This window comes from Corynebacterium sp. LaCa_205 (genome assembly GCF_057458085.1).
Window position 1 is genome coordinate 1,986,355 of the sequence record NZ_CP190931.1, and the last position, 26,601, is coordinate 2,012,955.

25 protein-coding genes and 1 tRNA gene are annotated in these 26,601 nt (G+C 59.4%); 6 read left to right on the forward strand and 20 right to left on the reverse strand.

Translation table 11 applies throughout. The features are described from left to right. Positions 1–111: 111 nt before the first annotated feature. From ACP8J1_RS09615 to pflB, 5 genes are read right to left on the reverse strand one after another with little or no spacing between them, the layout of a single operon-like run. Positions 112–1,260 (reverse strand): SPFH domain-containing protein, encoded by a 1,149-nt coding sequence (locus ACP8J1_RS09615; RefSeq protein ID WP_023020874.1) that lies wholly within the window; start codon positions 1,258–1,260, stop codon positions 112–114. A 59-nt stretch (positions 1,261–1,319) separates the two neighbouring features. Continuing rightward, positions 1,320–2,558 (reverse strand): alpha/beta fold hydrolase, encoded by a 1,239-nt coding sequence (locus ACP8J1_RS09620; protein WP_023020873.1) that lies wholly within the window; start codon positions 2,556–2,558, stop codon positions 1,320–1,322. 11 nt (positions 2,559–2,569) lie between these two features. Then, entirely contained in the window at positions 2,570–3,439 is an 870-nt protein-coding gene (gene pflA, locus ACP8J1_RS09625) for a pyruvate formate-lyase-activating protein (RefSeq protein WP_023020872.1), read from the reverse strand. 2 nt (positions 3,440–3,441) lie between these two features. Further along, a complete protein-coding gene (gene grcA2 / locus ACP8J1_RS09630) occupies positions 3,442–3,693 on the reverse strand; it encodes an autonomous glycyl radical cofactor GrcA2 (protein ID WP_005323969.1) in 252 nt (83 codons plus the stop codon). 40 nt (positions 3,694–3,733) lie between these two features. Continuing rightward, positions 3,734–5,821, reverse strand: coding sequence for a formate C-acetyltransferase (gene pflB, locus ACP8J1_RS09635; protein ID WP_023020871.1), 2,088 nt, complete (start codon positions 5,819–5,821; stop codon positions 3,734–3,736). A gap of 313 nt (positions 5,822–6,134) precedes the next feature. Here pflB and ACP8J1_RS09640 point away from each other — a divergent pair, with 313 nt between their 5' ends. Further along, positions 6,135–8,045, forward strand: a complete 1,911-nt coding sequence (locus ACP8J1_RS09640; RefSeq protein ID WP_023020870.1) for a solute carrier family 23 protein — start codon at positions 6,135–6,137, stop codon at positions 8,043–8,045. Here ACP8J1_RS09640 and ACP8J1_RS09645 read toward each other — a convergent pair whose 3' ends face one another. Together ACP8J1_RS09645 and ACP8J1_RS09650 are read right to left on the reverse strand one after the other, a co-directional pair. Beyond that, a complete protein-coding gene (locus ACP8J1_RS09645; RefSeq protein WP_232212609.1) occupies positions 8,046–8,636 on the reverse strand; it encodes a hypothetical protein in 591 nt (196 codons plus the stop codon). A 74-nt stretch (positions 8,637–8,710) separates the two neighbouring features. After that, a tRNA-Leu gene (locus ACP8J1_RS09650) sits at positions 8,711–8,795 on the reverse strand. Positions 8,796–8,885: 90 nt separating this feature from the next. Between ACP8J1_RS09650 and ACP8J1_RS09655 the strand changes: the two genes are divergently transcribed. Together ACP8J1_RS09655 and ACP8J1_RS09660 are read left to right on the forward strand one after the other, a co-directional pair. Continuing rightward, entirely contained in the window at positions 8,886–9,308 is a 423-nt protein-coding gene (locus ACP8J1_RS09655; protein WP_023020868.1) for a hypothetical protein, read from the forward strand. Between the two features lie 2 nt (positions 9,309–9,310). Continuing rightward, on the forward strand, positions 9,311–9,655 hold the full coding sequence (locus ACP8J1_RS09660; protein WP_023020867.1) for a DUF3817 domain-containing protein: 345 nt from the start codon (positions 9,311–9,313) through the stop codon (positions 9,653–9,655). Here the strand turns inward: ACP8J1_RS09660 and rdgB are convergent. From rdgB to clpS, 8 genes are all read right to left on the reverse strand, one after another. Continuing rightward, entirely contained in the window at positions 9,652–10,260 is a 609-nt protein-coding gene (gene rdgB, locus ACP8J1_RS09665) for an RdgB/HAM1 family non-canonical purine NTP pyrophosphatase (protein ID WP_023020866.1), read from the reverse strand. The two genes, ACP8J1_RS09660 and rdgB, sit on opposite strands and share 4 nt — an antisense overlap. Further along, positions 10,254–10,982, reverse strand: a complete 729-nt coding sequence (gene rph, locus ACP8J1_RS09670; RefSeq protein ID WP_005323955.1) for a ribonuclease PH — start codon at positions 10,980–10,982, stop codon at positions 10,254–10,256. The genes rdgB and rph overlap by 7 nt, the downstream gene beginning before the upstream one ends. Positions 10,983–10,997: 15 nt before the next feature. Next, positions 10,998–11,759 carry an MBL fold metallo-hydrolase gene (locus ACP8J1_RS09675; protein WP_023020865.1) on the reverse strand — a complete coding sequence of 254 codons (762 nt, stop codon included), beginning with the start codon at positions 11,757–11,759 and terminating at the stop codon, positions 10,998–11,000. A gap of 72 nt (positions 11,760–11,831) precedes the next feature. Continuing rightward, on the reverse strand, positions 11,832–12,611 hold the full coding sequence (gene murI, locus ACP8J1_RS09680) for a glutamate racemase (protein ID WP_023020864.1): 780 nt from the start codon (positions 12,609–12,611) through the stop codon (positions 11,832–11,834). Beyond that, positions 12,611–13,264 (reverse strand): rhomboid family intramembrane serine protease, encoded by a 654-nt coding sequence (locus tag ACP8J1_RS09685; protein ID WP_023020863.1) that lies wholly within the window; start codon positions 13,262–13,264, stop codon positions 12,611–12,613. Before ACP8J1_RS09685 ends, murI begins: the two co-directional genes overlap by 1 nt. Positions 13,265–13,277: 13 nt before the next feature. Further along, a complete protein-coding gene (locus ACP8J1_RS09690) occupies positions 13,278–14,204 on the reverse strand; it encodes a P1 family peptidase (RefSeq protein WP_023020862.1) in 927 nt (308 codons plus the stop codon). Then, positions 14,204–14,740: a DUF2017 domain-containing protein gene (locus tag ACP8J1_RS09695; protein ID WP_023020861.1), complete on the reverse strand. Its 537-nt coding sequence runs from the start codon at positions 14,738–14,740 to the stop codon at positions 14,204–14,206. Before ACP8J1_RS09695 ends, ACP8J1_RS09690 begins: the two co-directional genes overlap by 1 nt. Positions 14,741–14,744: 4 nt before the next feature. Then, positions 14,745–15,071, reverse strand: a complete 327-nt coding sequence (gene clpS / locus ACP8J1_RS09700) for an ATP-dependent Clp protease adapter ClpS (RefSeq protein ID WP_023020860.1) — start codon at positions 15,069–15,071, stop codon at positions 14,745–14,747. Between the two features lie 122 nt (positions 15,072–15,193). On the opposite strand from clpS, the gene ACP8J1_RS09705 reads away from it, so the two are divergent. Continuing rightward, on the forward strand, positions 15,194–16,522 hold the full coding sequence (locus ACP8J1_RS09705) for a nicotinate phosphoribosyltransferase (RefSeq protein ID WP_034655966.1): 1,329 nt from the start codon (positions 15,194–15,196) through the stop codon (positions 16,520–16,522). 18 nt (positions 16,523–16,540) lie between these two features. Beyond that, positions 16,541–18,520, forward strand: coding sequence for an ATP-dependent DNA helicase (locus ACP8J1_RS09710; RefSeq protein ID WP_023020858.1), 1,980 nt, complete (start codon positions 16,541–16,543; stop codon positions 18,518–18,520). On the opposite strand, the gene ACP8J1_RS09715 is transcribed toward ACP8J1_RS09710, so the two are convergent. The 4 genes from ACP8J1_RS09715 to nrdF form a co-directional block, all read right to left on the reverse strand. Next, on the reverse strand, positions 18,486–19,217 hold the full coding sequence (locus ACP8J1_RS09715; RefSeq protein WP_023020857.1) for an aminoacyl-tRNA hydrolase: 732 nt from the start codon (positions 19,215–19,217) through the stop codon (positions 18,486–18,488). The two genes, ACP8J1_RS09710 and ACP8J1_RS09715, sit on opposite strands and share 35 nt — an antisense overlap. After that, positions 19,210–20,400: a phosphoserine phosphatase SerB gene (gene serB, locus ACP8J1_RS09720; RefSeq protein WP_034655508.1), complete on the reverse strand. Its 1,191-nt coding sequence runs from the start codon at positions 20,398–20,400 to the stop codon at positions 19,210–19,212. Before serB ends, ACP8J1_RS09715 begins: the two co-directional genes overlap by 8 nt. A 102-nt stretch (positions 20,401–20,502) precedes the next feature. Beyond that, positions 20,503–22,197 (reverse strand): aa3-type cytochrome oxidase subunit I, encoded by a 1,695-nt coding sequence (gene ctaD / locus ACP8J1_RS09725; RefSeq protein WP_023020855.1) that lies wholly within the window; start codon positions 22,195–22,197, stop codon positions 20,503–20,505. A gap of 342 nt (positions 22,198–22,539) precedes the next feature. Continuing rightward, positions 22,540–23,529, reverse strand: coding sequence for a class 1b ribonucleoside-diphosphate reductase subunit beta (gene nrdF / locus ACP8J1_RS09730; protein WP_023020854.1), 990 nt, complete (start codon positions 23,527–23,529; stop codon positions 22,540–22,542). Between the two features lie 142 nt (positions 23,530–23,671). Between nrdF and ACP8J1_RS09735 the strand changes: the two genes are divergently transcribed. Further along, positions 23,672–24,367, forward strand: a complete 696-nt coding sequence (locus ACP8J1_RS09735) for a FadR/GntR family transcriptional regulator (RefSeq protein ID WP_023020853.1) — start codon at positions 23,672–23,674, stop codon at positions 24,365–24,367. A gap of 55 nt (positions 24,368–24,422) precedes the next feature. On the opposite strand, the gene nrdE is transcribed toward ACP8J1_RS09735, so the two are convergent. Then, positions 24,423–26,585, reverse strand: coding sequence for a class 1b ribonucleoside-diphosphate reductase subunit alpha (gene nrdE, locus ACP8J1_RS09740; RefSeq protein ID WP_023020852.1), 2,163 nt, complete (start codon positions 26,583–26,585; stop codon positions 24,423–24,425). Positions 26,586–26,601: the final 16 nt, after the last annotated feature.

Sequence of the window (26,601 nt, forward strand, 5' to 3'; positions counted from 1 at the left end):
CCCTGGTCTCGGCGGGGAAAATCTGGCACTCGTGGTCGGGTACAACTTCTGCGCGGCGGGTAATACCGCGCTGGGCGGTATAGGCGTCAAAGAGGTTATCGATGCTCAGGGCTAGTCCTCGTTTTTGAGTTGGTCGCGCAGCTGCTGGAAGTACTCGCGAGCAGCCTGGGGCTGCGCGGTGGGGTGCTGACCCTGCTGCGACTCTTGCTCACCGCGATTTTGCTCGGAGCGCTCCTGCTCAGCACGCTGGGAGGCAGCGATGGCTTCGCGCTTGGCACGCTCTGCCTGATGCTTGGACTCGCGCTCGATTTCCTCGGCGCGGGATGGCTTGTGCGGCTGCGGGCGGCGGTGCTGAGGCGCCCCCTCGGCGGAGTCGAGGGCGCGGTTGGCCATGAGCACGTCGCGCATGCCGCTAAAGAGGTCACCCATGCCCTGCGGGTTGGAGGGCATGTACAGCACAGAGGCCTGGCCGTTGTGGGAGACATCGACCATCGCGTCGAGGTATTGAGAGACCAGCATGAGCGCCTCGGGGGATTCTTCCACGCCGGCGTCGCGAAGCATTTCGTATTGCTGGGCAATGCCCTCGACGATTTCCTTGCGCTGGTCCGCAACGCCGCGTCCCTGCAGCTTCTTTGCTTCGGCAGCACCCTCGGCCTCTTTGACCACGCGGATCTTCTCGGCCTCTGCTTGGGCGACGGCCGCTTCACGCTCACGCTGCGCCGCGTTAATGGAGTTCATGGACTCGCGTACGCGGGAATCGGGGCGGATATCGGTAACCAGGGTGTTGACAAAGTTCCAGCCGTACTCGGCCATATTATCGCGCAGGGAAGCCGCAACATTGCGAGCAATGGTGTCCTTGGAGGAGAAGGAATCATCCAGGTCCATATTCGCCACGGAGGAGCGAACATTATCCTGCACGTAGGCCACAATCTGCTGTTCGTGGTTGGAGAGCATGTAATATGCCTCGCGCTCTCGGCCTTCAACTACCTCGTATTGCACGGCCACAGGGATCTGGACGAAGACATTGTCCTTGGTCTTGGTCTCCACCATCACATCCAGCTGGCGCACCTGCAGCGAAATTTTATCGCGTACGCGGTCTACCCACGGCATCTTGAAGTGCAGGCCAGCATGCGCCACCTTTTGGAATTTACCCAAGCGCTCCAAGATGGCAGCTTCGCGAGTGCGAACGATGAAATAGCCATCAAAGAGGGTTCCCAAGATAAGCAACAGGATGAGGACTATAACTATGGTGGCGATCAAAATATCTCCCTAAATGTCGTGACAATCACCAATATTTTCGCATAGGAAATAGCGAAACGCTAGTGATCGTCGATAAGCGCAAAAAGCCTGCCCAGGATGGTCGCACCGTCTTCGCGAATGCCGTTGTGCTGGAACTCGTTGCTAATCCACGGCCGCAGGTCCCCCAGGTGGGCGGCGGTAGCCAAGGATTCTTCGAGCGGAACGAAAATATCATCGACATATATGGCCGCGGCCGTGGTCGGCACCTCACCGAGCGCATAGGGCGGGGAGAATTCGTGGCGGGCGAGGCCGTGGGCGGCGTCGGCAAACGCGTGCAGAGCAGGGTCCTCGTCGAACTGCCAGGGAAAGATATGCTCGCCAGTCAACCACGTGCCGGACTCCGCAAACTCCGGGAATTCCTCGCGCACACGATGCGCCGCCCAATGAGTAACGGCCTGCCCACCGGCGCCGCCATAGATTGACTCATGGATAGCGGCATACAGCGGGCCGTCTGCAAAGCTCACGCGCTGGCCGACGTCCACCAAGAAATCGCCGCGCAGCCGCTTCTCCCCTGCCACGGTGCGGAAAGGCTCTTCCAGCAGATAAGCCAGCGAATCAAAACCGGTGCCGCGGCCGAGCTCAATACCGATGGTGCGAAACCGCAGCGAGGACAGACGCTCTCCGGTGGGAAGGCACTCATCCGAATTGTCCAAGTGGGAGATGATCTCCTCGATACGGTCCTGGGCCCACGGGAATTCGCGGTAGAAACGCTGCTGGCGGGCCTTGAGCTTGCTAAAAGTGGCGCGGTATAGATCGTCTGCACCCTTCAGCGTGGGGATGCCACCGGTGAAAAATGCATGCTCAATGTGCTCGGGCGCCTGGGATAGGTAGGCGGTAATGCAGAAGCCACCGAAAGATTGGCCAAAAAGTGACCACTTCTCCAGGCCGAGGTGCTCGCGCAAACGCTCGGCGTCGCGGACGATATTATCTTGGCGCAGCAACGCCAAGTGCGCTGCGGTGCGCTCCGCGGCCGGGCTCAATGCATCGATGCGGTGCGATCGGCCGGTGCCGCGCTGGTCCATGAGGATCACGCGGTACCGCTCCAGTGCCTTGCCAATAAGCCCCCTGGGTGTCAGCGGCCGGGGTGCTGGGAAACCAGGCCCGCCCTGGAGGTAAAGCAACGCGGGCAGGCCCTCTCCGCCGGGCGGGATGATTTCGCGGGCATAAAGCCCAAAAGTCCCGTGGGGATTGGAATAATCCCACGGGACTTCTAGGTGGTGCTCTTTAATTGTGTGGCCAAAGCGGCGGTAGTCGGTCATGCCCTCCCAGGCTAGTAGACTTCCAAGCCCTTCGAGCGGAAGACGTCGCGGATTTTCTCCACGTCCTCCGGCTTTGGCGGCTTCGTGTCTGCCAACTGGTAGGTCATATCTAGGCCTTCCCACTTGTCCTTGCCCATATTGTGGAAGGGCAAGACCTCGACGCGTTCGACGTTAGATTTCCAACGCGCCACGATATTGGCCACATTTTCCACGTTCTCTGGCGAGTCCGTGAGGTCAGGCACCACTACGAAGCGGATCCATACCGGCTTACCTATCTTGTTCAACCTGTCGCCGAAGTCCAGTGTTGGCTGGAGCTGGCGTTGGGTGACCTTGCGGTAAGTCTCCTCGTCGCCCGACTTGACGTCGAGAAGCACGAGGTCGATATTGTCTAGGTCCTCGTCCCGCAAGCGCGAGCCCAAGTACCCAGCCGTATCGATGGTGGTGTGAATACCCGCATCGTGGACTTCCTTAAGCACGCGGCGCGTGAAGGAAATCTGGAAGAGGGGTTCGCCACCGGAGATGGTCAGACCGCCACCGGAAGCTTGGAAGATGGGCTTATAACGCTTGATGCGCTTGACCACATCCTCGACCCGCTCCAGTGTGCCGGTCTTCATCTCCCAGGTGTCTGGATTATGGCAGTACTGGCAGCGCAGTGGGCATCCGGACATGAACATCGTCATGCGGGTTCCCGGGCCATCGACGGCGGTCACGAGCTCCCAAGAGTGCACGAGGGCGATATCGCCGGTACGGCGCGCCTCCATGAGCTCCGGGCGGGTAATGTCATCGAGTTGTGCATTATCTCCCAGGCCCGCAGCTACGCCGCGGACACGCTCTCCTTCTTCCGGAGAGAGGGTGACAACACCAGTAACGCCATCAGCCATGATTAAGAACCCTGGTGGAAGGTGCGGGAGATAACGTCGAGCTGCTGCTCCTTGGTCAGCTTGACAAAGTTGACAGCGTAGCCAGAGACGCGAACGGTGAGGTTCGGGTACTTCTCTGGGTGCTCAACGGCGTCCTCGAGGGTGGACTTGTCCAGCACGTTGATGTTGGCGTGGTACAGACCAGAGTTCATCTGGTGTGCATCGCGGTTTGCCTTCATTGCTGACATACGGTCTTCGAAAGTTGGGGTTGCCATGATTTTCTCCTTTTCGAGATGGTTGAGGGTTGAGTGGTTTTTACTTCTCCATGATGAAGCCGGCATCCAGAACGCCCACCAGGTTAGTGATGCGCTCTTCTGGGGTGCGGCCCAATCCGGAAGGAGTAATGGTGTTGGTCAGCGAGATGCCGTCCAAGGCGTCCTTGTAATCCAGCTTGCCAACGGACAGCATGGAAGCAACCATGCCGTGGCTGTCGGCACCGTTTTCAGGGTTAGCGCCTGGGGAGAACGGCGTGCCGGCCTTGTGGCCCGACGGGAAGGCGCCTGTTGCCTTGCCGTAGACCACGTTCGAGGTAATGGTCAGCACGGACTGAGTTGGGATGGCATTGCGGTACATCGGGATGGCCTTAATCTTTTCCATCACGGTGTGGACAATGGTTGCGGCGATGTCATCGGCGCGGTCATCGTCGTTGCCATAGAACGGGAACTCGCCCTCGGTGACGTAGTCCGTAATCAGGCCGGTCTCGTCACGGACCGGGGTGACCTTGGCGTACTTGATAGCAGCCAGGGAGTCGGCGACGATGGACAGACCGGCGATGCCGCAGCCCATGGAGCGTACGATATTGGAATCGTGCAGCGCCATCTCGACTGCCTCGTAGGCGTACTTGTCGTGAGAGTAGTGGATGATGTTGAGGGCCTCAACATAGGTGCCAACAACCCAGTCCAGCATCTCTTCGTACTTCTGCCAAACTTCATCGAAGTCCAGCGGGCCATCGCCCTTGATGGGCTCGTAGCCTTCTACGACCTGCTTGCCGGTTACCTCATCGCGGCCACCGTTGATGGCGTAAAGCAGAGCCTTAGCGGCGTTCACACGAGCGCCGAAGAACTGCATCTGCTTGCCCACTTCCATCGGGGAAACACAGCAGGCAATTGCGGCGTCGTCGCCCCACTGCTCACGAATCTGGCGGTCAGACTCGTACTGGATGGAGGAGGTCTCAATCGAGATGTGGGCACAGAATTCCTTGTAGCCCTCTGGCAGCTTTGGATCCCAGAAAATGGTGATATTTGGCTCTGGTGAGGGGCCAAGGTTTACCAGGGTCTGCAGCAGACGGAAGGAGGTCTTGGTGACCATGTGGCGGCCGTCGTTGCCGAAGCCAGCATCAGACCAGGTTGCCCAGTACGGGTCGCCGGAGAAGATCTGGTCATAATCGATGGTGCGCAGGAAGCGGACGATGCGCAGCTTGAGAACCAGGGAGTCGATGATTTCCTGGGCGTCTTCCTCGGTGATGATGCCAGCGGCGAGGTCGCGCTCGAAGTAGCAATCGAAGAAGGCGGACAGGCGGCCGATGGACATTGCGGCGCCATCCTGGGACTTAATGGATGCCAGGTAGCCGAAGTAGGTCCACTGTACTGCCTCGTGAGCGGTCTTAGCCGGCTTGGAGATGTCGAAGCCGTAGGACTCAGCCATCTTCTTGAGCTTCTTCAGGGCCTTGATCTGCTCGGAGTGTTCCTCGCGGAAGCGTGCCCAGTGCTCAGAGAAGCCAGCGTCTGCGACGGAATCGCGGGAAGCCTGCTTTTCCTCGATCAGGTAGTCCACACCGTAGAGAGCCACGCGGCGGTAGTCACCGATGATGCGGCCACGGCCATAAGCATCCGGCAGACCGGTGATGATGTGTGATGAACGAGCAGCGCGGATGCGCGGGGTGTAGATATCGAAGACCGCATCGTTGTGGGTCTTGCGGTAGCGGGTGAAGATCTTCTCCACCTCAGGGTCGACTTCCTTGCCTGCTTCGGCGATGGCCTGCTTGACCATGCGCCAGCCACCGAACGGCATCATGGCGCGCTTCAGCGGGGTATCGGTCTGCAGACCGACGATGACGTCATCGTCGTCTGAGATGTAGCCGGCCGGGAAAGCGTCAATGTCGGTCGGGGTGTGGGTGTCAACATCGTAGACACGCTTTTCGCGCTCGACGGACAGGTAGTTCTTCTCCAGGGTCTCCCAGACGCGCTTGGTCTTTTCGGTCGGGCCCGCCAGGAAGCTGGAATCGCCGTCGTACGGCGTGTAGTTACGCTGAATGAAGTCGCGGACGTTGATGCCCTCGGTCCATGGACCGGACTCAAATCCCTTCCACGCTTCAAACTGTTGAGGCTGCGTTGCGGTAGTCATAATTCCCTTCTTTCGGGCGAATTTCTATCAGGGGTAAATGCCGCTTTTCGAGCCACAGCACCAAGCCCCTCTGGCCTCAATTGTTGACTACATCAGCGGTAATAACAAGTTCAGCAGACGTTGGAAAGGCTAAATATAAACCGGTCGTGTTGTTTCGCTGGTTAGTGATTTCATGCAGAACGCACGTACGTCTTAGATCGGGGGTGGACTAGCCCCGAACGTGTTCCTCATCACCCCGATTTTTTGGTCGCTACCTGCACGAACCTCTACTGTTAAACCCGTTCAGCTTCGCTTCCGCACAAAGGAGGACTTCGTGGCTTCCCAGCCCAAGCATCCAGTAGATACCGTCCCACCCGCCCCCAAACTAGCCGCCTTGGGTGTGCAGCACGTACTGGCCTTTTATGCCGGGGCGGTTATCGTTCCACTGCTCATCGCCGGCTCGCTTAACCTGGATGCGGAAACCACCATCCACCTCATCAATGCGGACCTTTTGACCTGTGGCATAGCAACGATCATTCAGTCTATGGGCGTCGGCAAGCGCATTGGCGTGCGCCTGCCCATCGTGCAGGGCGTAACCACAACGGCCGTCTCCCCGATCATCGCCATCGGCCTGGGCGCAACCGACGGCGAAGGCGGGGTGGCCTCGCTGCCGACCATTTATGGCGCCATCATCGTCGCCGGCCTGTTTACTTTCTTCGCGGCGCCGGTCTTTGGCAAAGTGCTGCGTTTCTTCCCGCCGGTGGTCACCGGTTCGGTCCTGCTGGTGATGGGCACTTCACTATTGGGGGTTTCGGCCAATGACTTTGTCAATTACGCCGAGGGAGTTCCAGCCACCCGTGACCTGCTCTACGGTTTTGGCACGCTCGCGGTCATCATTTTGGTGCAGCGTTTTTCCTCTGGCTTCCTAGGCACCCTGGCCGTGCTCATCGGCCTAGTCTTGGGTACGGGCGTAGCGCTCGTGCTAGGCGACGCCTCCTTTAGCGAAGTCTCCTCCGCCCCCGCCCTCGGTATCACCACCCCGTTCTACTTCGGCATGCCAAAGTTCGACGTGGTGGCTATTTTCTCGCTCATCATTGTCATGATCATCACCATGGTGGAGACCACTGGCGATGTCTTTGCCACCGGCGAGATTGTAAAAAAGCGCATCCGTCGCGATGATGTCGTGCGCGCCATCCGCGCCGATGGCCTTTCCACCCTGGTGGGCGGCGTAATGAACTCCTTCCCGTATACCTGCTTTGCACAAAACGTCGGTCTGGTCCGCCTGACCAGCGTGAAATCGCGCTGGGTGGCCGTGGCTGCCGCCGGATTCATGATGGTATTGGGCATTTTGCCCAAGGCCGGTGCGGTCGTGGCCGCCATCCCGTCCCCTGTGCTTGGCGGCGCCTCCCTGGCGCTTTTCGCCAACGTAGCGTGGGTGGGCCTACAGACCATCGCCAAGGCCGATCTTTCCGATGGCCGCAACTCCGTCATCGTCACTTCCGCGCTCGGCCTGGCCATGCTGGTGACCTTCAAGCCGGATATCGCCTCCGCCTTCCCGGAGTGGGCGCAAACCTTCGTCTCCTCCGGCATGTCCATCGGCGCCATTACGGCCATCGTGCTTAACCTGCTGTTCTTCCACACCGGGGGTAAGCAGGGCACGCAGGTGTCTCGGGCCGTCGGCAAGAGCGTAAGCCTACAGCAGCTCAACAATGCCTCCCGCGAGGAATTCGTCTCCGCGCTGCGCCCGCTATTCAATAACGAGACGTGGCCGCTCGAACTGGCGTGGGAGTCGCGGCCTTTCAGCGATATCAATGAGCTGCGCGCCGCCATTCAGGTAGCCGTGCTAACCGCGGATGATTCCCGCCGTGCTGCCCTCATCCACGATTACCCGGCCATGGATGAGCTGCTGCTTGCCGACGCCGACGAAGCCGCCACCATCTCCGCCGACCGCGGCTCCTTGGGACTAACCGACTTGGATGATGTGCAGACCGAGCGCATTACCGAGCTTTCCGCCGCCTACCGCGAGCGCTTCGATATGCCCTTTGTGGCTTATCTAGATACCAATGACACCGTTGACCGCGTCATTGACGCCGGCGTACGCAGGCTGGCCAACTCCCCGGAGCAGGAGTACCGCACCGCGATGGGTGAGATCGTAGAGATTGCCAACGACCGCTTCGATATCTTGCTGGCCGATGCCAACCCGGTCCGTTCTTCCTGGGACCGCAAGTTCACCGAGGTGGACTAGCTACCGGAAGGAAAAATCTACCTCAGCCTCCGGGTCCACGCCGGAAATAATGCCGGTGTAGAACTGCTTGGCCTGGCTTTGGAGGACATCGCGATTATCCGCGATGTCCTTTTTCTTTTTGTCCTCATCCAGAATCTTGGTGATGGTTTCCGCTTTATCGATATCCGGGGTAATCCAGCTCAGCGCGCCATTATCTTCCACCGCGGTTTCGAAGTTCTCATCCGAGTGGCCAATGAAAATGAACTCTGGGATCTGCACGCGGAAGTGGTGCGGGGATTCCTCTTCTACGTGCACCTGGGATCCTTCAATGCCGAGCTTCGCGCGGTAGGAGTACTTGATGTATTGGGTACGCTCACTGCCTGGGACCTGCCAATTCCACAGCGTGCTGGTAGCGGACTCCTCCGATATTCCCTCAATCCCCAAGGAGACGAGCACCACCTGTTCCTCGCGCTCCACGGCCTTGATGACCTTGGTATTGCTCGATTCGGTCTCCACGTCCACCGGTTCCCGGACTTGCCACACCACCACCGCAGCTACCGCCAGGGCGGCGATGAGAATGACAACGATAAGGGTGGAAAACAGCTTTTTCATAATGCCCATCTTAGGGTGAAATACGGACGGTGATATGCGAAAACGCCGCCGACCACGAGGGTCGACGGCGCCTATGGTGCGCCCGGTGAGACTTGAACTCACACGTCATAAGACACTAGAACCTAAATCTAGCGCGTCTGCCAATTCCGCCACGGGCGCGGGGGACTTGACATAGTGTACACGGTGGGCGGGTAATCCAGAAACCAGGGGTGTTCTGTTTTCCGGCCGTTGGTGGGTAGGGTGGAACGCGTGAGCACTCAAGAGGAACAGAAAAACAAGCGCGTGCAGGTGCGATGGTGGCACGTCCTCCTCATCGCGTTTTTCGTCGTGCTCTTCCTATTCCTGGCCTATTGGCAATGGACCCGCTTCCGCTCCGGCTCGGGCACCTTCCAAAACCTGGGCTATGCCTTCCAGTGGCCACTGTTTGCCGTGTTCGTGGTTTATGCCTATCGCACCACGCTGCGCTATGAAAACGAGCGCCTCGCGGCCGAGGAAGAAGTCCGCGACATGGATGACACAGACAAAACCGCCCCGGCCGACGCTCCCACACAGCCGCAGGCAGAAACCAAAATTGATGAGGATTTCCTGCCCCAGCGGCCCCAGATGGATGTGGAAACGTTCAACGCCATGAATACCCCGCGCCGCCGGCGCGGCGAGAATGAAGAAAGCTGATTATGACCAATAAAGTTCACCCCGCCCGCCAAGCCCGCATCCGCGGACCCTTGAAGTTTTTCTCCATCGCGGCCACTGTGACCGGTATCTTCTTGATCATCCTGGTCATCCGCATGGTCTGCCAGTACATCATTGGCATGGATATCCCCGAGTGGGCCACCTATATCGCGATCGTGCACGGCATCGCGTACATGACCTACCTGCTGTCCATCCTCATCCTCGGCCCGCGCGCGCTGTGGCCGGTGGGCAAGCTCTTTACCACCGCCCTTGCGGGCGTGGTGCCCTTCCTGTCCTTCTGGATGGAGCACAAGCGCCGCAAGGAAATCACGGAGGAGTTCCAACTCTAAGAGTTGTGGACAAGCTCCGCGATGGCGGGGACAAGTTGACTAAGAGCGCGGCCGCGATGCGAGACCGCGTTCTTTTCTTCTGGGGACATCTCTGCAGCCGATCGGGACTCGCCTTCCGGCTGGAAGAGTGGGTCATAGCCGAAGCCGTTTTCCCCGCGCGGCTCGCGCAAGAAGCGGCCTTCCCAGCGGCCCTCGGCCACGTGCTCTGCGCCTTCGGGCGTGACGAGCGCGCAGACCGAGACAAAGGCTGCGGCACGGCGCTCATCAGGGACATCGGCCATCTGCGCCAAGACTAAGTCATTATTGGCCTGGTCATTGCCGTGCTGGCCGGACCAACGGGCGGAAAGCACGCCGGGCATGCCGTTGAGCTCTTCGATAGCGAGGCCCGAATCATCCGCCACGGTGGCATAACCGGTAGCGGCCACGCCAGCACGGGCCTTGATGAGCGCATTATCGGCAAAAGTGCGGCCATCTTCTACCGGTTCTGGATAAGGTTCCACGGCGGAAAGCGGGCGCAGCTCGACACCCTCGATGCCGGCATCAGCCAGAATCCGTTCCAGCTCGCCGAGCTTCTTAGGGTTATTAGACGCGACGAGAATTACCACCCCAACGCCGCCTTCTGTGCGGCGATGAGTTCGCGGCAACCCTTCTGCGCTACGTCGAGCATCTCGTTGAGCTCCTCTCGGCCAAAGAGACCGTGCTCACCGGTGCCCTGGATTTCAACGAAGTCGCCGGATTCCTGCATCACTACATTCAGGTCGACCTCGGCGCGGGAATCCTCCTCATAAGGCAGATCAAGGCAGATTTCGCCGTCAATGATGCCTACCGAGACTGCAGCGATGGGATCAAGTAGCGGCTCGCCGGGGACGACGCCCTCGGCTTTGAGGTGCGCGATGGCGTCAGCCAGCGCAACATAGGCGCCGGTGATAGAGGCAGTGCGGGTGCCGCCATCAGCCTGGAGGACATCGCAATCGAGCTGAATGGTGTTCTCCCCTAGCTCCTCCAAGTCCACTGCGGCGCGCAGGGAGCGGCCGACGAGGCGGGAAATCTCATGGGTGCGGCCCTTGACCTTGCCCTTCATGGATTCGCGCGGCATACGGTCGTGGGTGGCGGAAGGCAACATGGCGTACTCGGCGGTCAGCCAGCCTTCGCCCGAATCGCGCTTGAAGCGAGGCACGCCATATTCTACGGATGCGGTGCACATGACGCGGGTATTGCCAAACTCCACCAGCACCGAGCCGGCCGGGTTGGTGGTGAAATTGCGGGTAATGCGGACGCTGCGCATCTGGTCCAGCGCGCGCCCATCGGCACGAGTAAATTCAGTCATGCCGTCCAGCGTATCTTAGAACTCCATACCCGCGGCGCCGAGGATAATCTCACCGTCGAATTCGGAGCGAGCGGCCTCCAAGGTAGCTTGGGCATCGCCCCACGGTTGGATGTGGATGAGCACGAGCTTGCCCACGCCCGCCTCGCGCGCCGCCCTGCCAGCTTCCGCGCCCGACATATGCATATCCGGTGCCATCCCCTCCGAGCTCGCGCCCCAGGCTGCCTCACAGAGGAAAATGTCGGCGCCCCGTGCGGCGTCGACAAGCGCGGGCGTATATGAAGAATCACCGGAGTAGGTGATGGTCTGGCCCGTCTTAGTATGTTCCACGCGCAAAGCATAGGCCTCTACCGGGTGGGTGACCGGGAAGGGAGTGATATATACATCGTCGACAAGCTGGCGCTCGCCCGGCTCCCATGCGCTAAAGGCGAAGGTATCGGACATGTCATCGATGCCATCGACCTCATCGGAAGACAGGCGGCCCAGGTGCGTCGGCGTAGCCTCCGGCCCGAAGCACATATTTCTTGAGGCCGCGGGCGCCGTGGGATGGAAGCGGCGCCACACCATCAGAGAGGGGAAATCCAGGCAGTGATCGGCATGCAGGTGACTAAAAGCCACGTGCGCATCGCAAGGATCCTGCTGCTGTTCCAGCTGCGCTAAGGTGCCAGGGCCCATATCGAGGACGATGGACGGCGCATTATCGAAGGACAGCAAATAGCCGGAGGCGGGGTTCTGGGCGGTGGGGACGCTACCGGAGCAGCCTAAGATGGTCAGCTTCATGGGCTCAATAGTTCCATGAAATCGCCCCGCATGCGTACTCAACGTGCAAACGGGGGAGAAATTTGCACCTACTTATGCAATCCGCGGGCCGAGAAAGCGCGTGGCAAGGCGGGCAAAGGCTTCCGGGTCACCGGTCGATTCAAAGGTGTGGACCGGCTGAGTATCCGCAGGGGCCAACATATCGGTTTCCGTGAGAATCCGCATAACGTCCTTGGTGGTTTCCTCCGAAGATGTCACCAGCGAGACATTATCGCCCATAGCTAGCTGGATGATGCCGGTCAACAGCGGATAATGCGTACAGCCCAAGACCAGCGTGTCTACTCCTTGTGCTTGGAGCGGGGCCAAGTAGCCCTCAGCGACGCCGAGGATCTGGCGGCCGGCGGTAATACCGCGCTCGACAAAGGGAACAAAATCCGGGCAGGCGGTAGCAAATGCCTGCACCTTCGGGTTGAGCGCAAAAAGGTCCTGATAGGCGCCGGATTTGATGGTGCCCTCGGTGCCGATGACGCCGATTTTTCCGTTGCGCGTGGTGGACATGGCACGGCGCACCGCGGGGCGGATGACCTCCACAATGGGGATATCGTAGCGCTCGCGTGCATCATGCAAGAAGGCAGCGGTGGCCGTATTGCAGGCTATGACCAGCATCTTGCAGCCACGTTCCACCAGCCGATCCGCCACGTCCTGAGAAAAAGCGCGGACTTCTGAGATAGGCCGCGGTCCGTAGGGGCTATGGGCAGTATCGCCGGTATAGATGACAGATTCCTGCGGCAGCTGTTCCATCACTGCGCGTGCCACGGTGAGCCCGCCCACGCCGGAATCAAAGATGCCAATTGGAGAGGTTGCGGTAGGCATTAGCGCTTCACTGCCTTAACCGGATCGTCCGAGGTAATGGTCATGCCGGCTAGAATGCCGCCGATGGCGCCGAAAAGGTGGCCTTGCCAGCTCACTCCCTCGTAGACGGGCAGCACGCCCCACACCAAGCCGGAATAGGCAAAGCCGAGAACAATGCCCAAAATGGTCTGGATGAGCGATCGATTGAAGATACCGCGCACAATCAGATATGCCAGCCAGCCATAGACCAAACTGGACGCCCCGATGTGGGAGGTACCGGGGCCACCAATGAACCACGTGCCAAGGCCTGCGACCAGAGTGGTAATCAGGGTAACTTCCCACCAAGCCTTGCGGCCGGACAGGCCGATAAGGAAGCAGAAAATGGCGCCGGGCACCGAATTGGACATGAGGTGCTCAAAGTTTGCATGCAGCAGTGGGGCGGTAAAAATGCCCCAGATGCCGTTGAAGTCCAGCGGGCGAATGCCGTAATTGGATAGCTGGCCGCCAAAAAGGAACGCGTTAATAATGTGGACCGCCCACTCCACCACGAGGAAGCCAAAAGCTATAGAAAATCCGGTGGTGATGCGCCCGCTGCGAGTGTAGTTTTTGGAATCGCCACGATTGACCTGGCCCGCGGGCGCCGGCCGGTAGTTAAATGTTCCACCTGAAGTCATAATGCGCCTTATCTTAGTCCAGCAGATCGCGGTACACGCTCAAGCCCAAGCCAGGCTCGGCGGCGGTAACCGCGTTGACAATCGCTTCCTCCACGGCATCGGCGGCAGCGGCGCAAATCTGGGTCATTATCTGCGTGCTGAGTTCGGCCGGGCGCTGCGCGGTGGATAAGGCAAAGATGGTGTCACCATCTAGCGGTGAATGCGCAGGACGCACCGCGCGGGCGATGCCATCGTGGGCAGTCATGGCCAAGCGCTGGGCTTGGGCAGTGTTAATGGGGGCGTCGGTGAGCACGGCACCGATGGTGGTATTGAGCTTGGACTCCGCTGGATGTGGCAAGGCGCGGTAGGCAGCAGCATTGACCGCGGTGCTCCCTGGCGCACCGTAGAGCCGGCCGGACTGCGGATCGATGACCTCACCCACAGGGTTGGCGACCATCGCGGCGCTAACCTCGTAATTTCCTACCCGGCGCGTAGCTAGGCCGAAGCCACCCCGCAGCTTGCCGGCGGTAGCACCCACGCCGGCTCCCACCGTGCCCATGGTTTCATCATTGCTCGCCAGCGCGGCTCGGAGCGCGGCCGCGCCCTCTTCCGGCCCGGGTCGGGAAGGCCCGACCAAGAGGTCAAAAATGACGGCACCGGGAACGATGGGCACACGCGGACCGGGTTTTTCCTCGCCAAAGACCGGGAAGCCAATCCCCTGCTCTGCCAGCTCATTCATCACGCCGTCCGCGGCTGCCAAGCCAAAGGCGGAGCCGCCCGACAACACCACTGCGTGAACCCGCTCGACCGTATTATGTGGCTGCAAGAGATCCGTTTCCCGGGTGCCTGGTCCGCCACCGCGCACGTCGACGCTGCCGAGCGCGCCGCCCGGCCCGCAATAGAGCACCGTGACGCCGGTATCGGTGCCGCTAAAATGCCCGATGCTAATGCCGCCCAGCATTAATCCATCAGCACCTGAAGTAGCGAATCCTGGCAAAAGGCAAGCCATTCCACCAGGCTATCGCGGTCCAACATCAGGTTGTCATCAGAAACATCGCCCGCCGCAACGTAGAGGCGCAGATCGTTTAGGCCGGCAACGAAGGCGTGGGCCTCCTGCTCATTAATGCTGACCTCTACCCCACCGGTGGGGCCGAGAGCCGTGCCGATCACCTGGAGGTTTTCCAATTTGGCGCGCGCAATGTCATTTTCGTGCAGCGAACGCAGCAAAGAAGCATCGCCTTCGTATTCCTCATCGCCGGGCATTTCAAAGTCTGGAAAGAGGCGGGCCAGTGAAGGATCTTCTGGGGCTTCCGTATGCCCAGTAGGCATATCCAGCATCTCTGCTAGCTCATCCTTAGGTGCAGACTGCGCACGCTCGATGATCGCCTCAGAGACGGTAGCGGTGAGATCTCCCAAAACCTCGCGCTCCATCGGCTCGAAGACAGCCGTAATTTTTGGCGCGCGCATAAGGGACTTCTTTTTCTTCCACGGTTGCATCTAGTTAACCTGCCTGCTGCATCGTCGCCCACAGACCAGCGATCTGGAGCTTTTTCACGTCCGCTTCAATCTTGTCTCGCTCGCCGCTGGAGACGGCGGCCTTGCCCTCAGTATGGACCTGCATCATGAGTTCATTGGCCCGCTTCTTGTCGTATCCCAAAACCGTTTGGAATACATAGGACACGTAGCTCATGAGGTTGACTGGGTCATCCCACACGATGCACATCCACGGGAGGTTCTCGCTCGTGGCCACATCTACGTCGATTTCTTCGTCCAATTCGGGCGTAGCCATAGGAGAGCTCATGCGGACTACGGGAAATTGCGCCTTCATGCTTTCTAGCCTAACCACTTTTGGGGATTTATTGTGGGCCAGCCCGATCTGGCTGCGGACAATCTAGGTCCAAAGAATCTAAACCTCTGAAAAACACCTAGTCAGTGGGTATTATCACTCACGTGAATGACAAAGCTATTCCTAATGATCGCTCCACCGCTTTACTGACGGATAAATACGAGCTCACTATGCTCCAGGCCGCGCTGCGAGACGGCTCGGCAAACCGCCAGGTCACCTGCGAGGTATTCGGCCGCCGTCTGCCCAATGAGCGCCGCTACGGCGTGGTTGCCGGCACCGAGCGGGTCCTGCGGGCGGTGGAGGATTTCCGCTTTTCAGCCAATCAATTGGCAGAGATGGACTTCCTGGATGAGAAAACCAAGGAATACCTGCGTCACTACCGCTTTTCTGGGCAGATTGACGGCTACCGCGAGGGTGAACTCTATTTCCCCAACTCCCCCATCTTGACGGTGCGCGGCACCTTTGGAGAGTGCCTCATTTTGGAGACCGTTATTTTGTCCATCATGAATGCCGATTCCGCGGTGGCCTCGGCCGCCTCCCGCATGGTCACGGCGGCCGATGGCCGCCCGATTATCGAGATGGGTTCGCGCCGCACCCACGAGTATGCGGCGGTAACCTCCGCCCGCGCGGCCTACCTGGCTGGCTTCGAAGCCACCTCCAATTTGGAGGCGGGCTACCGCTACGGCATCCCTGTCTCCGGCACCGCGGCCCACTCCTGGACTTTGGCGCACACAAACCCGGATGGCACTCCGAACGAAGAGGCCGCCTTCCGTTCCCAGATCGAGACCTTGGGCGTGGACACCACGTTACTGGTGGATACCTATGACATCACCAAGGGCGTAGAAACCGCAGTGAAAGTAGGTGGCCCGCAGCTAGGTGGGGTCCGCATAGATTCCGGTGACTTGGGCGCCGTTACCCGCCGCGTGCGCAAACAGCTGGATGATTTGGGCAACCACAACACCAATATCGTGGTCTCTTCCGACCTCGACGAGTTCGCTATCGCCGGCCTGCGCGGCGATCCGGTAGACGTCTACGGCGTCGGTACGTCTGTGGCAACCGGGTCTGGCGCACCGACCGCCGGCATGGTCTACAAGGTCGTAGAAGTAGACGGCATCCCAGTGGCCAAGCGCTCTACTTCCAAGCAGTCCGTCGGCGGTGCCAAGCGCGCGCTACGCACCTACCGTTCCTCGGGCGTGGCGGTGGAAGAGATCGTCTATCCCTTTGACGCGCCCGCGCCAGATACCGGCCAGCTCGATACCCGCGAGATGACCATTCCGCTCATGCGCGATGGACACATCGTGGATGAGCTGCCGGATCTGCATGCCTCCCGCGAGTATTTGGATCAGGCCCGCAAGACCCTGCCGTGGGAAGGCCTAGCGCTCTCCCGCGATGAAGCAGCAGTGCCCACACGGATGGTGGGCTTTAAAAAGTAGGCCGCTAGACTGTGTGGGGTGAGTGAGCACGCAGATGAGCCCCTAAACCTCGACACGGAAACGCTGCTGGACAAGGCCGTTGCTGCGTTGGGTGGTAGCCAGCGCGAAGGCCAGGTGCGCATGGCCACGGCCGTCGCGGCCGCGCTCGATAAGGAGCGCCACTTAGCAGTGCAGGCCGGTACCGGCACCGGTAAGTCGCTGGCCTACCTAGTCCCGGCTATCCGGCATGCAATGAACTCAGGGTCCACCGTCATCGTCTCCACCGCTACCCTGGCATTGCAGCGCCAGCTGGTGGAGCGCGATCTGCCCCGGCTCACGAAGGCCCTTGCCCCCGTTATGGAGCGCACTCCTACCTTCGCCATCATGAAGGGCCGCAATAACTACTTGTGCATGAATAAGATTGCGGCGACCCCGGATGATCCGGAAGCTCTTATCGACGAATCCGAAATCTCCCGCCGCGGCAAGGCCGTGCGCCGCATCCACGAGTGGGCACAGGAAACCGAAACTGGTGACCGCGATGACCTCGAGCCAGGTGTACCGGACCTGGTGTGGCGGGCGGTGTCGGTAACGTCAAACGAGTGTTTGGGGGCTTCGCGTTGCCCGCACGGGCCAGACTGTTTTGCGGAAGAGGCTCGCCGGGCGGCTGCCGACGTCGATATCGTGGTCACCAACCACGCCATGCTGGCCATCGACGCTATCTCTGAGGCAAATATTTTGCCCGAACACGACGTGGCCATTATCGATGAGGCCCACGAGCTCGACGGCCGGATCACCTCCGTGTCCACCGCGGAGATTACTACCCGCGCCATCAAGATGGCCGCCAACCGCGCGAAGTCCTTAGGCAATGCCGGCAATCTTTCGGATCTGGCCGAGGAATTCGATGACCTGATGAAAATCCAGGAGCCCGGGCGGTGGACCGACTTGGATGAAACTTCGCAGAGCCACCTGCGCGCGCTTGCCGAAGAGTTCCTGCGCGTTAAGTCTCTCGTTTCACGCGCCCCCGAAGGCGAGGCCACCGATGACCCAGAAAAGAACGCCGAGCGCCAAAACTTAAGCAACCACCTCTCCGACCTCGCGCAAGCCGTATCACGCATGCTGGAGGTCTTCGCCACCGATGACCCAGCCAAGCAGGACGACGTAGTCTGGCTCGAACGCGATCCGCGCAGCGACGCCGAAACCCTCGCCGTGGCACCCCTGTCCATCGCCCACATGCTGCGCGAGAACCTCTTTGGGGAACAAACTGTTGTGCTTACCTCGGCCACTCTCGCCCTCGGCGGCCGCTTTGATGCTATGGCCGCACAGTGGGGCATGCCGAGCGGCACCTATGACACCTTGGACGCGGGCACGCCCTTCGACCCAGCCAAATCCGGCATTTTATACACCGCCAAGCATCTGCCCGCTCCGGGCCGCGATGGGCTGTCTAAAGAATCGATCGAGGAGATCTATGAGCTCATCATGGCCGCCGGCGGGCGCACTCTCGGATTGTTTTCCTCTCGCCGGGCCGCGGAAGAAGCAGCCGCCGCGCTCAAACCCCGTATCCCGTTTGACCTCTTCGTGCAGGGCGAAGATTCCATCGGTGCGCTAGTAGAGAAATTCTCGCAGAAGGAAAACTCCTGCCTCTTCGGAACGCTTACCCTATGGCAGGGCGTGGACGTGCCAGGGCCGGCGTGCTCGCTGGTCATCATCGACCGCATTCCATTCCCTCGCCCAGACGATCCCCTCATGCAGGCGCGCGCCCAAGCAGCCGATGCCGCCGGCCGCTCCGGGTTCATGGAGGTCTCCGCCAATCACGCCGCCTTGCTGATGGCGCAGGGAGCCGGCCGTCTGCTGCGCCACGTGACCGATCGCGGCGTGGTCGCCGTGCTTGATAACCGCCTAGAGTATAAGCGCTACGGCAGCTTCCTCAAGGCCTCCATGCCGCGCTTTTGGCAGACCACTGACGCGAGCACGGTCCGGGGTGCGCTTAAGCGATTGGTCGCCGCAGGGCGCACACGGTAGCCGAGTCTGGCGCGATTTCCGTAAAGCCGGCGTCAACGATGACCACGGCGCCGTCCTGTGCGCAGGCGGTGCGAAAATCCGTCGCGGAAACCTCGCGCACCGAAAGCCGAAAGTCAGTTTCTGCCCAGTCGCGTGCTTCATCCACCGACATCGCAGCGGCCAGCATCATCGAGCCGTGGCCTACCTGTGCCGCGACTTTGCCCGCAGACATGTCGAGGCTGCGGTCGACGTAGATAACGGGGGCATCGCTAAGCGGAGCTCCGGGTTCGTCATAGGCAAGGTCGGTGTGGCCGATCTGCAGCTTGGCAATGAGAGGATCCACCTCTGCTACGGCCGAGGGCGCAAAAGCACGGGCGCGGTCCGCTACGGTCACGCCGGGCAGGCTTTGTACATCGCGCCACGCTTTATTGCGCGCGCGGCGGACGATCTTGCGGATGCGGTGGCCATACCACTGCCCCAGCGCCTGCGCGAAGGCGCCGTCCTCGCCCGCGCGCTCGTCGAGGCACACCGCCACCACAGCGCGCGCGGCCGCTTCTAGCACCGCCGTACGTGTCGGCGGCTCCTGCTTCGGCAGATTAAGCGCAATCTGCATAGCTTGAATCGTGGCCGGATCATCTGGGTTCTCGGGATCATCGCGCCAGGAGCGTGAATCACAGGCTTCCACCAAACGCTGATGCGCTCTGTCGAATTTATTCATCAACAACCTCCTCGGCCGGAATACCCAAAATTTGCAGGACCTCATCCAGCCGCCGGTGGTTTACAGAGGTATCCGCCACTTCCTGCAGGGCCGGTTTAGCATTAAAGGCAATCCCCAGCCCAGCAGCAGAAATCATATCGATATCATTGGCGCCATCGCCCACGGCCACCGTCTGCCGCATATTTACCCCCGAATCCGCGGCGAACTCCCGCAGGAATTCCTCCTTCGCTTTGCGGTCAACCACCTTGCCGGTCACCCGGCCGGTGAGCTTCCCATCTGCGATCTCCAAGGTATTGGCGCGCACATAGTCCAATTCCATCTCCGCAGCTAGGCCCTCTAATACTTGAATGAATCCGCCGGAGACCACCGCAGTGCGGTAGCCAATGCGATTCAACGTGGCGATGGTTTCCCGGGCGCCAGGAGTCAAATGAATATCGCGGGCCACCTCATCGATAATGGCGGCATCCAGCCCTTCCAGCACGGCGACGCGCTCACGCAGGGAAGCCTCAAAGTCCAGCTCCCCGCGCATGGCCCGGGCCGTTACTGCGGCAACCTCGTTCTCCTTTCCGGCATGGGCGGCCAGCATCTCGATGACCTCGCCTTGAATGAGGGTGCTATCGCAGTCGAAGCACACCAAACGCTTGGAACGCCGACCCAGGCCCGCGGGCTCAATGGCGATATCGATGCCGATCTGCTGCGCCAGCTCCGCTAATGCTTGGCGCACAGGTGCGGCGGAACCATCGAGAGATAGGAAAAGCTCCAGCCCGGTCAACGGAGAGGTCGAAAGCCCGCGGATGCGATCGATATTGGCATCGAAGTTGGCCAGTACGCGGGCAACTTCCTCCATGTGATGGGCGGTAACCTGCGTGCCCATGAGGACCACCACATAGCTCGAGCGGGCTCGAGCGGTGGATTCTTCCTCCCGCAGGTCTACGGATACCTGCTGACCGTAAATGCTCAAAGTATTGCGCAGCCCCTGTGCAATTTGCTCGGCGCGCGCACCAGGAATGCGGGTATGGGCAGCGAGGGTAATGCGGCCGGAAAAGATGGCCTGTTCGACGTCGACAAGCGTGGCGTTATGGGACGCCAGAACGCGAAAAAAGGCCGCCGAGACCCCGGGCTTATCCGGCCCGCTGGTGGTGATGACTGCATTGGTATCAGCTTGAGTACTCACGCCGCCCATTATCGCACGTGGGGGTACAGAAGATACGCCAAAGCCGCCTCCCATTGCCCATTAAGGGCTGGGAGGCGGCTTAAGTCAGGAGTTTGTGCGAGTTACTTCGCTTTAGTGGCTACCCACGTGTGCTTCCTCGCGCATGCGCTGAACCATATGCGGGTAGTGCAGCTCGAAGGCCGGACGCTCGGAGCGGATACGCGGCAGGGACACGAAGTTGTGGCGCGGCGGTGGGCAGGAGGTTGCCCACTCGAGGGAGTTGCCGTAGCCCCATGGGTCATCCACGGTGACAATCTCGCCGTAGCGCCAGGACTTGAATACGTTCCAAATCAGCGGGATGACGGAGGCGCCGAGGACGAAGGAGAAGATGGTGGAAATCTGGTTGAAGACCGTGAAGCCATCAGACTCCAAGTAGTCAGCGTAACGACGCGGCATACCCATGTTGCCTACCCAGTGCTGAACCAAGAAGGTGCCGTGGAAGCCGATGAAGGTCAGCCAGAAGTGAATCTTACCCAAACGCTCATCCAGCATACGGCCGGTCATCTTCGGGAACCAGAAGTACAGACCCGCGAAGGCGGAGAACACAACGGTACCGAACAGGGTGTAGTGGAAGTGAGCAATCAAGAAGTAGGACTCAGCCAAGTGGAAGTCCAATGCCGGGGATGCCAGCATAACGCCGGTCATGCCGCCGAAGAGGAAGGTTGCCATGAAGCCCATAGCGAAGATCATCGGGGTATCCCAGGTGATGTGACCCTTCCACATGGTGCCGACCCAGTTGAAGAACTTAACGCCGGTAGGCACCGCAATAAGGAACGTCATGAAGGAGAAGAACGGCAGCAGGATAGCGCCGGTAACGAACATGTGGTGAGCCCACACAGCCATGGACAGGGCGCCGATGGCCAGCAGTGCGAAGACCAGGCCGATGTAGCCGAAGACCGGCTTGCGGGAGAAGACCGGAACAACCTCAGAAACAACGCCGAAGAATGGCAGTGCAAGGACATAAACCTCAGGGTGGCCGAAGAACCAGAACAGGTGCTGCCACAGGATGCCGCCACCGTTAGCGGAATCGTAGATGTGGCCGCCCAGCTTGCGGTCATACAGGACGCCCAGTGCTGCAGCGGTCAGCAGCGGGAAGATCATCAGCACGATGGCGGATGCGGTGAATACGGCCCAGCTGAATACCGGCAGGCGGAACATGGTCATGCCCGGTGCGCGCAGGGTCAGAATGGTCGTAATCATGTTGATAGCGGAGGCAATGGTACCAACACCGGTAGCGCCCACGCCGACGATCCACATATCCGCGCCGATGCCCGGGGTGTGGACGCCATCAGCCAGTGGCATGTACATGGTCCAGCCGAAGTCAGCTGCGCCACCTGGGGTGACGAAGCCCAGCAGCATCACGGTGCCGCCCAGCAGGGTAACCCAGAAGCCGAAAGCGTTCAGTCGGGGGAAGGCCACGTCCGGCGCGCCGATCTGCAGCGGCAGGATGTAGTTACCAAAGCCCCACACAACTGGTGTTGCAAACAGCAGCAGCATCACGGTGCCGTGCATGGTAAACAGCTGGTTGAACTGCTCATTGGACAAGAACTGAAGACCCGGGGTGAACAGCTCCGCGCGGATCAACAGTGCCATAAAGCCACCAAGGAAGAAGAAGCTGAAGGACATGATCAAGTACATGATGCCCAGCTGCTTGTGGTCGGTGGTGGTTAGAAATACCCAAGCCTTTGAACCGGTCTTCGCATTACCGGTTGGCTCTGGACGTGTAGGGGCGACGTAATCGTCGACCCGTGGCGCCACAGCGGTCATAAAATCCTCCTGATTAACAAAGTGTCTGTGGGCAGGGCCCACCTACACCTAGGTTTACTCGCATTATATTAGGCCATTTTCCCCTGTTCTTTCCAGCTTCCCCCAATAATGAGCCGCACGACCACGCCTCGACACTAACCACATCTTTCACATAGGCCCTGCACGTGGCGCGGCCGCCAATTCTGGCACGGATTTTCGGCCCCCAATTACCGTGCTATATGTCACAGACGCGCTTAATTGTGCACCCCCAAAACGCGAAAACACACCCCCGCTCGTTATCAACCTTTCGATTGATTTAGAGCAGAAGGTGTGCCGCTAGACCACGCTGATCAGCGGGAATGCTTAGAAGTCCCAGTCATCATCCGTGGTGTCCTCAGCCTTGCCAATGACATAGGAGGAACCAGAGCCAGAGAAGAAGTCGTGGTTCTCGTCAGCATTGGGCGAAAGCGAAGACAAAATGGCCGGGGAAACGCGAGTCTCGTCTGCTGGGAAGAGCCCCTCGAAGCCCAAATTATTCAGCGCCTTATTGGCGTTATAGCGCAGGAAGCGCTTAACGTCCTCGGTCCAGCCCAAGTCATCGTAGAGATCCTCGGTGTAATCGATCTCATTGTCATACAGGTCGTAGACCAAGTCGAAGGTGTATTCCTTCAGCTCCGCCTGGCGCTCCTCATCCAGCTGCTTATAGGCCTGCTGGAACTTGTAGCCAATGTAGTAGCCGTGCACGGCTTCATCGCGGATAATCAGGCGAATGATATCGGCGGTATTGGTGAGCTTCGCGCGGGAAGAGAAGTACATCGGTAGATAGAAGCCGGAGTAGAACAAGAAGGACTCCAGCAAAGTGGAGGCCACCTTCTTCTTCAGCGGATCCTCGCCCTTGTAATAGGACAAGATGATCTTGGCCTTCTTCTGCAGGTTCTCGTTTTCTTCGGACCAGCGGAAGGCATCGTTGATCATGGGTGTGGACGCCAAGGTCATAAAGATATTGGAATAGGACTTGGCGTGCACGGACTCCATAAACGCAATGTTGGTGTAGACCGCCTCTTCGTGCAGGGTCTGGGAATCCGGGAGGAGGGAAATCGCACCGACGGTGCCCTGGATGGTATCCAGCAGCGTCAGGCCGGTGAAAACCCGCATGGTGGTTTCCTTTTCCTTCTCCGTCAGCGTCTTCCAGCTGGGAAGGTCATTGGAGACTGGGACCTTTTCTGGCAGCCAGAAATTACCGGTGAGGCGCTCCCATACCTCGAGGTCCTTTTCATCCGGGATGCTATTCCAGTTAATGGCCTTAACTGGCTTTTCATGACTAGAAACGTAGTCATCGTACTCGTGCGACACGCGGCGTCACTCCAATACTAAAAACGGACAAATTCAGGTCTCCAGCATACCCAATTCGCCCGCCCTCTAAGCCATTGTGCTGGATACCACTTACCTATACTGATTCCAGTTACTTCGGAGCATGCAAAGAAAGGATTTCCGCATGAGTGCCACCCCTCCCCTGCTGGGTTCCGTGGTGGATAGGCTCGGCGCCGAGATCGTAAGCGGAGACATCGCCGAGGGCGAGCGGTTCCGTCTGGGGGACGTCGAAAAGCGCTTTGGCATCTCCCGCACAGTGGCCCGTGAAGCCATGCGCACGCTCGAACACCTCGGCATGGTCCGCTCTGGGCGTCGCGTGGGAATCACGGTGCTGCCGATGGATAGTTGGGCGGTATATGACCCGGCGATCATTGGCTGGCGGTTAAATGATGACAAAACCCGCGGGCAGCAAGTGGCACGCCTCAACGAGTTGCGGCTGGGAATTGAACCGGTGGCGGCCCGACTCGCAGCCGGCAATGCCAGCGTCCGGCAGCGGGCGGAGCTCCTTCGCCTCGCCGCGCGTTTAGCCGAGCTAGAATCCACTCCTTCCCCGCGCGTGGGCGAGGAACTGGAAACCGATCTGCGTTTCCACACTTTAATTTTGCGGGCTTCCGGCAATGAGATGCTGGCCGCGCTCGCCCCTTCGCTAGTAGCCATGCTCAAGGGCAAGTCCGTCTTTGGTTCCCGCAAGCGCGATCCGATAGGCGGGACCACACAACTGCACATGGAGCTGGCCCGCGCCATTGATGCTGGGCTTGCCGACGCCGCCGAAAGCACCTCCCGCACCATCCTCGACCGCACCAGGGCAGAAAACGGTTAAACGCCTCGATGCACGTCCTTCCCCACGACGTGCATCGAGGCGTTCTACCTACCGTTTAGAGCATGCAGGATACGCAGCCCTCGACCTCGGTGCCCTCCAGCGCCATCTGGCGCAGGCGGATGTAATACAAGGTCTTAATCCCCTTGCGCCACGCATAAATCTGCGCACGGTTGACATCGCGGGTGGTTGCGGTGTCCTTGAAGAAGAGGGTGAGCGATAGACCTTGGTCCACATACTTAGTGGCTACGGCATAGGTATCGACGATCTTCTCGAAGCCGATCTCATAAGAGTCCTTGAAGTACTCCAAGTTGTCATTATCCATGTGCGGCGCCGGGTAGTAGACGCGACCGATCTTGCCTTCCTTGCGGATCTCAATCTTGGAAGCAATCGGGTGGATGGATGAGGTGGAGTTATTGATATAGGAAATCGAACCCGTCGGTGGCACTGCCTGCAGGTTGCGATTATATAGTCCGTACTTGGCCACGTCCTGCTTCAACTCCTCCCAGTCCTGGGCGGACGGGGTGTGGATCGAAGAGGACCCGAAAAGCTCCTGGACCTTCTTTGTCTGCGGCTTGAACTCTTCCGGATCGTAGCGGTCGAAGAATTCGCCGGAGGCGTACTCGGACTGCGGGAACTCCTTAAAGTACTCACCGCGCTCGCGGGCAATCTTATTAGAGGCACGCAATGCCGCATACAGCACGGCCGCGAAGTAGGCATTAGTGAAATCCAAGCCTTCTTCCGAGCCATACTCGATGTGCTCGCGACCCAAGTAACCGTGGAGGTTCATCTGGCCCAAGCCGATAGCATGAGACTCATCGTTTCCGCGGCGCACAGACGGCACGGAATCGATGGACGTCTTATCCGCCACAGCGGTCAGGCCACGGATGGCAGTCTCCACCGTAGTGGCGAAGTCCGGCGAATCCATGGTCATCGCGATATTCAGCGAGCCCAGGTTACAAGAGATATCGCTGCCCAGCTCCTGGTAGGTCAGATCCGCATTGAATTCGGAAGCGGAGTTAACCTGCAGGATCTCCGAGCACAGGTTGGACATGTTGATCCACGATGTCTTTACCGGGTTGGCGCGGTTCACGGTGTCCTCGAACATGATGTACGGGTAGCCGGACTCGAATTGCAGCTCTGCCACGGTCTGGAAGAAGTGACGGGCGTTGATCTTCTTCTTACGGATGCGTGGGTCTTCCACCATCTCCTCATAGTGCTCAGTAACGGAAATGTCACCGAAGGCCTTGCCATAGACGCGCTCTACGTCATACGGCGAGAAGAGGTACATATCGTCATTGCGCTTGGCCAGCTCGAAGGTGATATCCGGCACGACGATGCCCAGCGAGAGGGTCTTAATGCGGATTTTCTCGTCCGCGTTCTCACGCTTGGTATCCAGGAAGTCCATGATGTCTGGGTGGTGCGCATTGAGATAGACCGCACCAGCGCCCTGGCGGGCACCAAGCTGGTTGGCATAGGAGAAGGAATCCTCCAGCAGTTTCATTACTGGGATAACACCGGAAGACTGGTTCTCAATGTGCTTAATGGGCGCGCCGGATTCACGAATATTAGACAGCAGCAGGGCCACGCCGCCGCCGCGCTTGGAAAGCTGCAGCGCGGAGTTGATGGAGCGTCCAATGGACTCCATATTGTCCTCGATGCGCAGCAGGAAGCAGGACACGAGCTCGCCACGCTGGGCCTTGCCGGCGTTGAGGAAGGTTGGGGTGGCCGGCTGGAAACGGCCGTTCATAATCTCGTCCACAAGGCGCTCTGCCAAGCCAGTATCACCATCTGCCAAGAATAGGGCCGTCATGGAGACACGATCCTCAAAGCGCTCTAGGTAGCGGCGACCATCAAAGGTCTTCAGAGTGTAGCTGGTGTAGTACTTATACGCGCCCAGGAAAGACTTGAAGCGGAATTTATAGGAATAAGCGCGCTTAAAAAGCTCCTTAATAAAGGAGAAGTCATACTGCTCGATGACTCGTGGGTCGTAGTACTTGTTATTAATCAGGTAATCGATCTTTTCTTCCAGATCATGGAAGTAGACCGTGTTTTGATTAACGTGCTGCAGGAAGAATTGGTTTGCGGCCTCGCGGTCTTTATCAAACTGAATCTTGCCGTTTGCATCGTAGAGATTCAGCATCGCGTTGAGAGCGTGGTAGTCCAACTGCTCTTCCGGCTTTACTGGCTCGGCGACGGTCTTCCCCAATTGCGTACTCACAGCTGACAAGGCCTTT

Excerpts from the sequence above, each read along its gene's own strand:
- ACP8J1_RS09620 (WP_023020873.1), bottom strand. The coding sequence starts at position 2,558 with ATGACCGACTACCGCCGCTTTGGCCACACAATTAAAGAGCACCACCTA.
- pflA (WP_023020872.1), bottom strand. The coding sequence starts at position 3,439 with ATGGCTGATGGCGTTACTGGTGTTGTCACCCTCTCTCCGGAAGAAGGA.
- grcA2 (WP_005323969.1), bottom strand. The coding sequence starts at position 3,693 with ATGGCAACCCCAACTTTCGAAGACCGTATGTCAGCAATGAAGGCAAAC.
- pflB (WP_023020871.1), bottom strand. The coding sequence starts at position 5,821 with ATGACTACCGCAACGCAGCCTCAACAGTTTGAAGCGTGGAAGGGATTT.
- ACP8J1_RS09645 (WP_232212609.1), bottom strand. The coding sequence starts at position 8,636 with ATGAAAAAGCTGTTTTCCACCCTTATCGTTGTCATTCTCATCGCCGCC.
- ACP8J1_RS09660 (WP_023020867.1), top strand. The coding sequence starts at position 9,311 with ATGACCAATAAAGTTCACCCCGCCCGCCAAGCCCGCATCCGCGGACCC.
- rph (WP_005323955.1), bottom strand. The coding sequence starts at position 10,982 with ATGACTGAATTTACTCGTGCCGATGGGCGCGCGCTGGACCAGATGCGC.
- ACP8J1_RS09675 (WP_023020865.1), bottom strand. The coding sequence starts at position 11,759 with ATGAAGCTGACCATCTTAGGCTGCTCCGGTAGCGTCCCCACCGCCCAG.
- murI (WP_023020864.1), bottom strand. The coding sequence starts at position 12,611 with ATGCCTACCGCAACCTCTCCAATTGGCATCTTTGATTCCGGCGTGGGC.
- ACP8J1_RS09685 (WP_023020863.1), bottom strand. The coding sequence starts at position 13,264 with ATGACTTCAGGTGGAACATTTAACTACCGGCCGGCGCCCGCGGGCCAG.
- ACP8J1_RS09690 (WP_023020862.1), bottom strand. The coding sequence starts at position 14,204 with ATGCTGGGCGGCATTAGCATCGGGCATTTTAGCGGCACCGATACCGGC.
- ACP8J1_RS09695 (WP_023020861.1), bottom strand. The coding sequence starts at position 14,740 with ATGCAACCGTGGAAGAAAAAGAAGTCCCTTATGCGCGCGCCAAAAATT.
- clpS (WP_023020860.1), bottom strand. The coding sequence starts at position 15,071 with ATGAAGGCGCAATTTCCCGTAGTCCGCATGAGCTCTCCTATGGCTACG.
- ACP8J1_RS09715 (WP_023020857.1), bottom strand. The coding sequence starts at position 19,217 with ATGAATAAATTCGACAGAGCGCATCAGCGTTTGGTGGAAGCCTGTGAT.
- serB (WP_034655508.1), bottom strand. The coding sequence starts at position 20,400 with ATGGGCGGCGTGAGTACTCAAGCTGATACCAATGCAGTCATCACCACC.
- ctaD (WP_023020855.1), bottom strand. The coding sequence starts at position 22,197 with ATGACCGCTGTGGCGCCACGGGTCGACGATTACGTCGCCCCTACACGT.
- ACP8J1_RS09735 (WP_023020853.1), top strand. The coding sequence starts at position 23,672 with ATGAGTGCCACCCCTCCCCTGCTGGGTTCCGTGGTGGATAGGCTCGGC.